This window comes from Sphingobacterium sp. GQ94 (assembly GCF_059758715.1).
In genome coordinates, this window is the sequence record NZ_JCAXEC010000026.1 from 20,574 (window position 1) to 28,909 (window position 8,336).

At 35.4% G+C, this 8,336-nt stretch carries 8 protein-coding genes and 1 other RNA gene; 7 read left to right on the forward strand and 2 right to left on the reverse strand.

From position 1 onward, the window contains the following. Positions 1 to 3 precede the first annotated feature (3 nt). Entirely contained in the window at positions 4 to 1,134 is a 1,131-nt protein-coding gene (tgt, locus tag AC6CHH_RS15935; RefSeq protein WP_498284669.1) for a tRNA guanosine(34) transglycosylase Tgt, read from the reverse strand. A 130-nt stretch (positions 1,135 to 1,264) separates the two neighbouring features. On the opposite strand from tgt, the gene AC6CHH_RS15940 reads away from it, so the two are divergent. Continuing rightward, complete coding sequence (locus AC6CHH_RS15940) at positions 1,265 to 2,407, forward strand: glycosyltransferase (protein WP_498284671.1); 1,143 nt, start codon at positions 1,265 to 1,267, stop codon at positions 2,405 to 2,407. 21 nt (positions 2,408 to 2,428) lie between these two features. Continuing rightward, positions 2,429 to 3,064, forward strand: coding sequence for a 16S rRNA (guanine(527)-N(7))-methyltransferase RsmG (gene rsmG / locus AC6CHH_RS15945; RefSeq protein ID WP_498284673.1), 636 nt, complete (start codon positions 2,429 to 2,431; stop codon positions 3,062 to 3,064). A gap of 55 nt (positions 3,065 to 3,119) precedes the next feature. Here the strand turns inward: rsmG and AC6CHH_RS15950 are convergent, their stop codons facing one another. Beyond that, positions 3,120 to 3,350: a hypothetical protein gene (locus AC6CHH_RS15950; protein ID WP_498284675.1), complete on the reverse strand. Its 231-nt coding sequence runs from the start codon at positions 3,348 to 3,350 to the stop codon at positions 3,120 to 3,122. A 453-nt stretch (positions 3,351 to 3,803) separates the two neighbouring features. Between AC6CHH_RS15950 and AC6CHH_RS15955 the strand changes: the two genes are divergently transcribed. From AC6CHH_RS15955 to AC6CHH_RS15975, 5 genes are all read left to right on the forward strand, one after another. Continuing rightward, on the forward strand, positions 3,804 to 5,342 hold the full coding sequence (locus AC6CHH_RS15955; protein WP_498284677.1) for an MFS transporter: 1,539 nt from the start codon (positions 3,804 to 3,806) through the stop codon (positions 5,340 to 5,342). Between the two features lie 11 nt (positions 5,343 to 5,353). Continuing rightward, positions 5,354 to 5,581, forward strand: a complete 228-nt coding sequence (locus tag AC6CHH_RS15960; protein WP_498284679.1) for a DUF6814 family protein — start codon at positions 5,354 to 5,356, stop codon at positions 5,579 to 5,581. A gap of 81 nt (positions 5,582 to 5,662) precedes the next feature. Next, positions 5,663 to 5,760: signal recognition particle sRNA small type (gene ffs / locus AC6CHH_RS15965), an RNA gene on the forward strand. 112 nt (positions 5,761 to 5,872) lie between these two features. Beyond that, on the forward strand, positions 5,873 to 6,715 hold the full coding sequence (gene accD / locus AC6CHH_RS15970) for an acetyl-CoA carboxylase, carboxyltransferase subunit beta (protein WP_498284681.1): 843 nt from the start codon (positions 5,873 to 5,875) through the stop codon (positions 6,713 to 6,715). 126 nt (positions 6,716 to 6,841) lie between these two features. After that, positions 6,842 to 8,260: a sialate O-acetylesterase gene (locus AC6CHH_RS15975; RefSeq protein ID WP_498284683.1), complete on the forward strand. Its 1,419-nt coding sequence runs from the start codon at positions 6,842 to 6,844 to the stop codon at positions 8,258 to 8,260. The last annotated feature ends 76 nt before the right edge of the window (positions 8,261 to 8,336 follow it).

Consider the following 8,336-nt stretch of genomic DNA (forward strand, 5'->3'; position numbering starts at 1 on the left):
ATATTATAAACGTTGACCTAAAACTTTTACCATCTTATTTTTCCAATCATAGAAACTACCGTCGATTATTTTTTCTCTTGCTTGGTTTACCAACCAAAGATAAAAATGGAGGTTATGAAGGGATGCAATTTGGGCACCAAGAATTTCTTGTGATCTTATTAAATGTCTAAGATAAGCTTTGCTGTGGATCTGGTCAACCAATAAATCGCTCTCAGATTCAATAGCACTAAAATCATCTTTCCATTTCTCATTCTTTATGTTAATAATACCGTTTCTAGTAAATAACATTCCGTTGCGTGCGTTTCGAGTAGGCATCACACAATCGAACATATCAATTCCTAAGGCGATATTTTCCAAAAGATTAATCGGCGTTCCCACTCCCATCAAATACCTCGGTTTTTCTTGCGGAAGAATATTGGTCACCACCTCAGTCATCGCATACATATCTTCTGCAGGTTCTCCAACTGAGAGTCCTCCAATTGCATTACCTTCTCTATTAAATGAAGCGATAACCTCAGCAGATTTCACTCTTAAATCTTTGTAAACCGAACCCTGAACAATCGGAAATAATGTTTGCTCGTATCCGTATAATGGCTGAGTAGCATCAAATCGATCACAGCAACGCTTTAACCAACGATGAGTCATCTCGATAGACCGTTGAGCATATTTGTAATCACAAGGATAAGGCGTACATTCATCAAAAGCCATTATGATATCAGCACCAATTATGCGTTGAGTATCCATCACATTTTCTGGTGTAAACAAATGTTTTGAACCGTCAATATGTGATCTAAAGGTAACACCCTCTTCTTTAATTTTACGTACTTCGGTTAAAGAGTATACTTGATAACCACCAGAATCTGTTAATATGGGTCTATCCCAATTTATAAACTTATGAAGACCACCAGCCTTATTCAAGACCTCCAGCCCCGGACGCAAATATAAATGATATGTATTCCCTAAAATAATTTGAGCCTGAATATCATTAACTAATTCATGCTGATGGACAGCCTTGACTGTTCCGGCGGTACCTACCGGCATAAAAATTGGTGTTTTTATGGTTCCATGAGCGGTTTCTATTTCACCTGCTCTGGCTTTGGAGAGTTTATCTTGTGCCTGAAGCGTAAATTTCATATCAATCTTTAATCGACCGCAAAAATACTATAAAAATTCTGACCGATCCATAATTCGATGAATAATTCGCATTTCTTAACAAAGAAATCCTAATATAATGATTTAACCTGTATCTTTGAGACTAATTTCTATGGATATCAATATCTTCAACAATTTGGACTTCATGCTTGTTCCATATGGAACCTTGCTCTTGTTACTTTTGATACAATTGTATTTTATACTTTTTGTATACGGCAAATTAGCAATTTATAAAATAAAGGATACTCCTCAAGCAAACCATACAACACCTATTTCAATAATCATTTGCGCCCACAATGAGCAGCAAAATTTACTACAGTTTTTACCTGCTATTTTAGAACAGGATTACCCAAACTTTGAAGTTATTGTGGTAAATGACTACTCAGAGGATGATACCAAGTGGGTTCTTAAAGATTTTTCTAGTAAATATCAGAATCTAAAGATTGTAGATATAAAAGAGCATATCCAATTAAAACATAGCAAAAAATTTGCCTTAACTATGGGCATTAAAGCAACGAAGAATGAATGGCTATTAATGACAGATGCAGATTGTCAACCGAGCAGTAATCGCTGGTTAACAGAACTTTCCGCTCTCATGAGCCCAAAAAATGAAATCATTCTAGGATATTCTCCTTACTTTAAATATCCAGGGTTTTTAAATAGATTAATTCGGTTTGAGACTACGCATACTGCCATGAGCTATTTAAGTTATGCATTAAAAAAAAATGCGTACATGGGAGTTGGTAGAAATTTATCATACACAAAATCACTCTTCTTTAAAGGTAAAGGGTTTAATTCTCACATGCATATCAAGTCTGGTGATGACGATTTATTTGTAAACAGTAATGCTTCAAAACAGAATACCCAGATTGCTATTCATCCAGATTCGTTTGTCTATTCAATACCTAAACAAAGCTGGAAAAGTTATTACAAACAAAAGGCAAGACACGCAGGAGCATCAACAGTATATAAGAAAAGGCACCAATTCATGTTGGGTACTCAACTGATTACTGCTGTACTTTTTTATATAAATCTAATTGCATGTGCAATATTACTTCCTTGGTTATGGTATATCGCCTTAATTGCATATTTAATACGTTTAGTGAGTCAACTCCTAATTTTTAGGCCTATCTATAAAAAGTTGCTTGTTTTGGATCTCTTGATCTGGCTACCCATATTAGATCTATATTATTATTTTTACATCTGTTTGAACGGGATATTCAACCGCTCAAGAAAGCAGATTTCTTGGAAATAGAAACCCTTAAATCCATTTATTGTGAATCCATCTGTAGAAATTATTTATCAATACTTCCCTAAGCTTTCTCAAAAGCAAAAAGAACAATTTGCTCAGCTGGGGCAAGTGTATCCGTTTTGGAATAACCAAATCAATGTCGTTTCACGCAAAGATATTGAAAGTTTGTACCTTAAGCACGTTTTACATTCACTTGCAATAGGTAAATTCGTAGGTGAGTTATCTGCTAAAACCAGAGTTCTTGATGTTGGTACTGGGGGTGGATTTCCTGGAATTCCACTGGCTATTCTATTTCCTGAGGTTCAATTCCATTTAGTAGATTCTATTGGTAAAAAAATCAACGTAGTTAGAGAAGTTGCAAGTGCCATTGGATTAACCAATGTGGAGGCTGACCATATCAGGGCTGAAGATGTGGATGACAAATACGATTTTGTAATATCACGAGCTGTAACACGTTTAGCTGACTTTATCCCTTGGGTTCGAAATAAGATTGAAAAACAGGACAAGAATAGTATACCAAATGGAATATTATACCTCAAAGGGGGCGATTTAAAAGAAGAAATTAAAGAGGCTAAAGTGAAAGCAGAATTACATGCTATTTCCGGCTACTTCAAAGAGGAGTTTTTTGACACAAAATATGTTCTTTATATCCCCATGTAGACTTCACTCCCAGAGCGAGGAAACAGATGTTGAGCTCTGGGCCATTCATTTTGAATTAAGATAAATATTTCAGGATCTCATGGCCCAGTAAGTTGATCTCCTCATCCATACCAAACATAGGTATTCCCGTTTCAGGATTCAATTTTAACCAACTTGAATCGGTGTCCTTGATTATTTGGACATATTCCACTCCCTCCTTGAAAACAGTATATGTATCTTTTTCATCAGGAAAGATTGAGTAATTCACACCACCAACTTCGATATCAAAAGGCTCTTGTAATTCCATGTCAAACTAATATTTGTTCCTCACAAAGGTAATCATTGTTTTTTTTAAGATTTAATTTGAAGAGAAAAAGAAACCTTACTAAGCTTTTTTAGCGATTTATAACAATTTTAAAAATTAAATTCAAGAGTTATTGCAGAAAGAGCCTTGATTTCATATCTTTAAACTGAAGAGAACCAAAAGAAGATCTTAATTTTTAGTTGAGTTTATAAAGAAAGTACCCAATAAAACAATTTGTACATTGTTTAGCCTATTGTTTTGGATCATTTTCTCGTATTAGAAAACTTCAAAAATAGTCTGAAAAGTCTAAATAATATAAACCTGCAAGAGTCTCATTTCTAATCCACGATATGATAATCTATATAGGAATTCTATTTTCTTGAAATTAAAGAATAAAAGACTTAACCATTTGGTGTTTTCATAAAAAAACGAATAATCTATAACCTAAATTGATATATGCAAGAACAAGTAAGTAAAAAAGGAATCTGGAAAGTCATTGGTGCTTCATCCTTAGGAACATTAATAGAATGGTACGATTTTTTTATTTTCGGAAGCTTATCCGTGGTGATTTCGACCAAATTTTTCCCATCAGATAACCCGACCGCAGCTTTTCTTTCTACGTTAGCAACCTTTGCTGCCGGATTTGTAGTCCGTCCTTTTGGCGCTCTTTTCTTTGGTCGTCTTGGTGATTTAATAGGAAGGAAATACACTTTCATGGTTACCCTATTACTAATGGGGGGTGCAACGTTTTTAATAGGTTGCGTTCCTAGCTATGCTCAAATTGGTTTTTTTGCTCCTCTACTGGTGCTTATCTTACGCTTGCTACAAGGATTAGCTTTAGGAGGTGAATATGGAGGGGCAGCGACTTACGTTGCTGAACATGCTCCACAGGGAGAGCGAGGATATTGGACTTCTTGGATTCAAACCACCGCCACCTTCGGACTCTTTATTTCTTTAGCGGTGATTCTACTGACCAAGTTTTTCCTCAGCGAACAACAATTTGATGATTGGGGATGGAGAGTTCCTTTTCTATTGTCGATAATCATGGTTTTCGTTTCTTATTTGATTCGTAAAAACATGGATGAATCACCAGAATTCAAAAAAGCAAAGATTGAGGGAAAAACATCTACCAATCCCTTAAAAGAAAGCTTTGGAAATAAATACAACCTTAAGTTCGTGTTGTTAGCGTTATTTGGAGCAGCAATGGGACAAGGTGTTGTTTGGTATACAGGGCAATTCTATTCCATGAGTTTTATGAAAACAGTTATGATGTTGGATTCTGATCAGGCAGACACCATTCTAGGAATTGCTTTATTGTGTGGAACTCCATTTTTTATTGTATTTGGAAAACTTTCCGATAAAGTAGGAAGGAAATGGGTAATGTTGACAGGTATGCTACTGGCTGTTTTGACGTATCGTCCAATCTATCAAGTGATGTATAGCATTAGTGATCTACAAAATAAAACCGAACTCACAGAAAAGAGGGTTGATGAGACCTTTCAAACCTCCAATGACACGGAATTAAAAGAGACACACAAACAAACAAAATATTATTCCGATGGCAGTAGATTAGTTCTAGAAAAAACCAAACTTATAGCATTACAAGGAGAGCCAGTATTGGAGGGAGATAATAAGGAGAGTAAAAAGGAAACATTACATATTAGCGGTAAAAATTACATTTCATTAGTGGCTCTAATCTTTATTCAGATCATCTATATTACTTTGGTTTACGGGCCAATTGCCGCGTTTCTGGTGGAAATTTTCCCGGTAAAAATCAGGTACACATCCATGTCTCTTCCTTATCATATTGGTAATGGAATATTCGGAGGACTATTACCCGCTGTTTCTACTTATTTAGCAACGAATGCTCAAGTGAAGGGAGATCCAACATTTTATTTGGAAGGATTATGGTATCCTATAATTATCGCTGCAGTTTGTTTTATCATTGGTGCACTCTACATCAATAAAAATATGGTCGCTAAAGATTTAAATTAAAAAAAATTAAAATGGAGATTATCAAGAAAGTTTTAGGGGTTTTATGGATACTATTAGCGTTACTCACTGCATATTTTTGTGTTGTCCAATTTGGAATTCCAAAAATTGCCACAGGACAACAAGAAGATCTTGTTTTTGGAATAATCATATTATTTATACTTACGCCAATTATTTCAATCGGGTTGGGTATCTTCGGATATTACGCATTAACAAGCGAATACAGGAAGGACAGAATGTAATTTTAAGACTGAATTTCAAGCTCATAGGCAGATATTGCAATTTTCTTTTCGAAAAGATTAAAATTTTGCTACTTTTGCCTTGGGTAAGTCCTTTACGACCAGCTCCCTTTGACTCCCCCAGGTTGGGAACAAAGCAAGGGTATTTGGTTGAGCGGTGCGATAAAGGTAGCTTACCCATTTTTTGTGCCCTTTTTTCGGGGCAAAATTTCCTTCATCTTACCGTCATTTAGAATTCCAAATAAACATATTAGATATTTTTCGTTTATTTGTAATCCGAATTAACACGAATCTATGAGTTGGTTTAAAAGAAACAAAGCAGGTATTCATACTGCAACAGAACATAAAAAAGAGGCCCCTGATGGAATGTGGAACAAATGTCCAAATTGCAAAAAACCTCTTTTGAATGTCGAACAAATTGAAAATAAGTATGTTTGTCATTATTGCGATTACCATATCAGAATAGGATCGGCGGCCTACTTTTCTATATTATTTGATAACAACGAGTATACAGAGCTGTTCGCGAACCTTACTGCGGGTGATCCATTGAATTTTGTTGACACCAAGCCTTACAGAGACAGATTAGTTGATAGTCAGGCAAAGACAGGGTTAAAAGATGCATTACGCTCAGCTGTTGGAAATATTGAAGGCCAGAAAGTTGTTGTGGCCTGCATGGATTTTTCCTTTATTGGTGGATCTATGGGATCGGTTGTTGGAGAAAAAATTGCTCGATCGATTGATTATTGCATTGAACATAAATTACCATTTATGCTGATTTCAAAATCAGGTGGCGCACGGATGATGGAGGCGGCATTTTCATTAATGCAAATGGCGAAAACATCGGCAAAACTTGCCTTACTTGCTCAAGCTAGACTTCCTTACGTTTGTTTATTGACAGATCCTACTACAGGTGGTGTTACTGCTTCCTTTGCAATGTTAGGAGATATTAATATTGCTGAGCCTGGAGCATTAATTGGCTTCGCAGGACCCCGCGTAATCAAGGAAACTATTAAAAAAGATCTACCAAAAGGTTTTCAAACCTCCGAATTTGTATTAGAACATGGTTTTTTAGATTTCATTGTTGATAGAAGATCTTTAAAAGAAAAAGTAGCCACCTTTTTGAGAATAATTCATTAAGAATCTCATAAAATTACTTAAAAGCTGTTTCGTTAAAAATGAAACAGCTTTTCTTTTATAAAGCAGTGTTGGATTTTACTTTAGTTTTTTCTATTTTTAATCATAAAATAACCTAAAACTACCTAGATGTTAGCAAAAAAAATATTTTTTATTTGTCTACTTGCATTATGTTCAATTTCATGGCAAGCATCGGCACAACTTAGATTGCCAAATTTCTTTTCTGACCATATGGTGCTTCAGCGAGAAGCAAATATAAATTTTTGGGGATGGGGTAATGCAGGAAGCATCGTCAAAATATCAGGCAGTTGGTTTACTGATACCATTTCATCCAAAGTTGATTACAATGGGACTTGGAAAGTAAAATTACCTAAAGGAAAAGCAGGAGGACCTCACAAAATCAACGTACAGTCAAATCAGGAAATTATTTCTTTTAATGATGTCCTTTTGGGTGATGTTTTTTTATGTTCTGGTCAATCCAACATGGAATGGGGTGGTAATCAGAACCTACAAGAAATTATAGATGAGTTACCTAATGTAAGCAACAATAATATTCGCTTACTACAAGTTAGTAGAATTGGTGCCCAATATCCTCAGCAGCAAATACCGAATTCTTGGACAACATTGAGCGCTCAGACCTTGAAACCTTTCTCAGCGATTGGGTATTTTATTGCTAAAAAAATTAACCAAGAATTAAACATTCCAATAGGGGTTATCAATGCAAGTTGGGGTGGTACCGCTGCCGAAGTATGGACAGCTAAATATTTAATCGACAATGACCAAGTCCTTTCGATGTATGCATTACAGCAACCAATGGCCGAATACAGGCCACACCAAGCTGGTTATACTTGGAACAGTATGATTCATCCGTTAGCAGGTTATAATTTAACCTCTGCTTTCTGGTATCAAGGGGAGAGTAATGTAGGGAGCTGGCCTGGATATGACAAGCTGATGAAGACGATGGTTAATTCATGGAGATCTGCGTGGAATCAAGATTTTCCATTTTATTTCGTACAAATAGCTCCGTTTTCATATAATAATAAAACAAATTCAGCAGCATTTCTACGAGAACAACAGAGTAAAACTTCAATAGAGCTTCCAAAATCAGGCATGGTAGTGATCACTGATTTAGTAGACGACATCAAAAATATCCACCCCTCTCGTAAGAAAGAGGTTGCAAAAAGATTGGCTGATTTAGCTTTGGTTGAAATATACAAACAGTCAAAAATAGACTATAAATCTCCCTATTATCGATCGCATCAAGTCAAAAACAATAGCATTGAAATAAGCTTTGATAATCTTCAAGGTAAACTTACTGCCAGTGGGGAAATAACAGATTTATATATTGCCTCAGATAATAAAGTTTTTTACCCCGCTAAAGGTAAAATTCAAGGTAATAAACTTCTAGTTTCTTCTGATCAAGTAAAAAATCCTGTTGCCGTGCGCTTTGGATTTACCGAAACAGCTATGCCTAATTTATTTAATAACCAAGGTCTACCTGTAAATCCATTTAGAACTGACACATGGAATGATGTATTCATCGATTAAATATAACTAAGAAAATAACTTTGATTTTAATCGTTTAACGCCAAAGAGGCTGTATCATAAATATTTGATACAGTCT

Coding starts and splice junctions, on each gene's coding strand:
- AC6CHH_RS15975 (WP_498284683.1), top strand. CDS start 6,842: ATGTTAGCAAAAAAAATATTTTTTATTTGTCTACTTGCATTATGTTCA.
- AC6CHH_RS15950 (WP_498284675.1), bottom strand. CDS start 3,350: ATGGAATTACAAGAGCCTTTTGATATCGAAGTTGGTGGTGTGAATTAC.
- tgt (WP_498284669.1), bottom strand. CDS start 1,134: ATGAAATTTACGCTTCAGGCACAAGATAAACTCTCCAAAGCCAGAGCA.
- AC6CHH_RS15940 (WP_498284671.1), top strand. CDS start 1,265: ATGGATATCAATATCTTCAACAATTTGGACTTCATGCTTGTTCCATAT.
- accD (WP_498284681.1), top strand. CDS start 5,873: ATGAGTTGGTTTAAAAGAAACAAAGCAGGTATTCATACTGCAACAGAA.
- AC6CHH_RS15955 (WP_498284677.1), top strand. CDS start 3,804: ATGCAAGAACAAGTAAGTAAAAAAGGAATCTGGAAAGTCATTGGTGCT.
- AC6CHH_RS15960 (WP_498284679.1), top strand. CDS start 5,354: ATGGAGATTATCAAGAAAGTTTTAGGGGTTTTATGGATACTATTAGCG.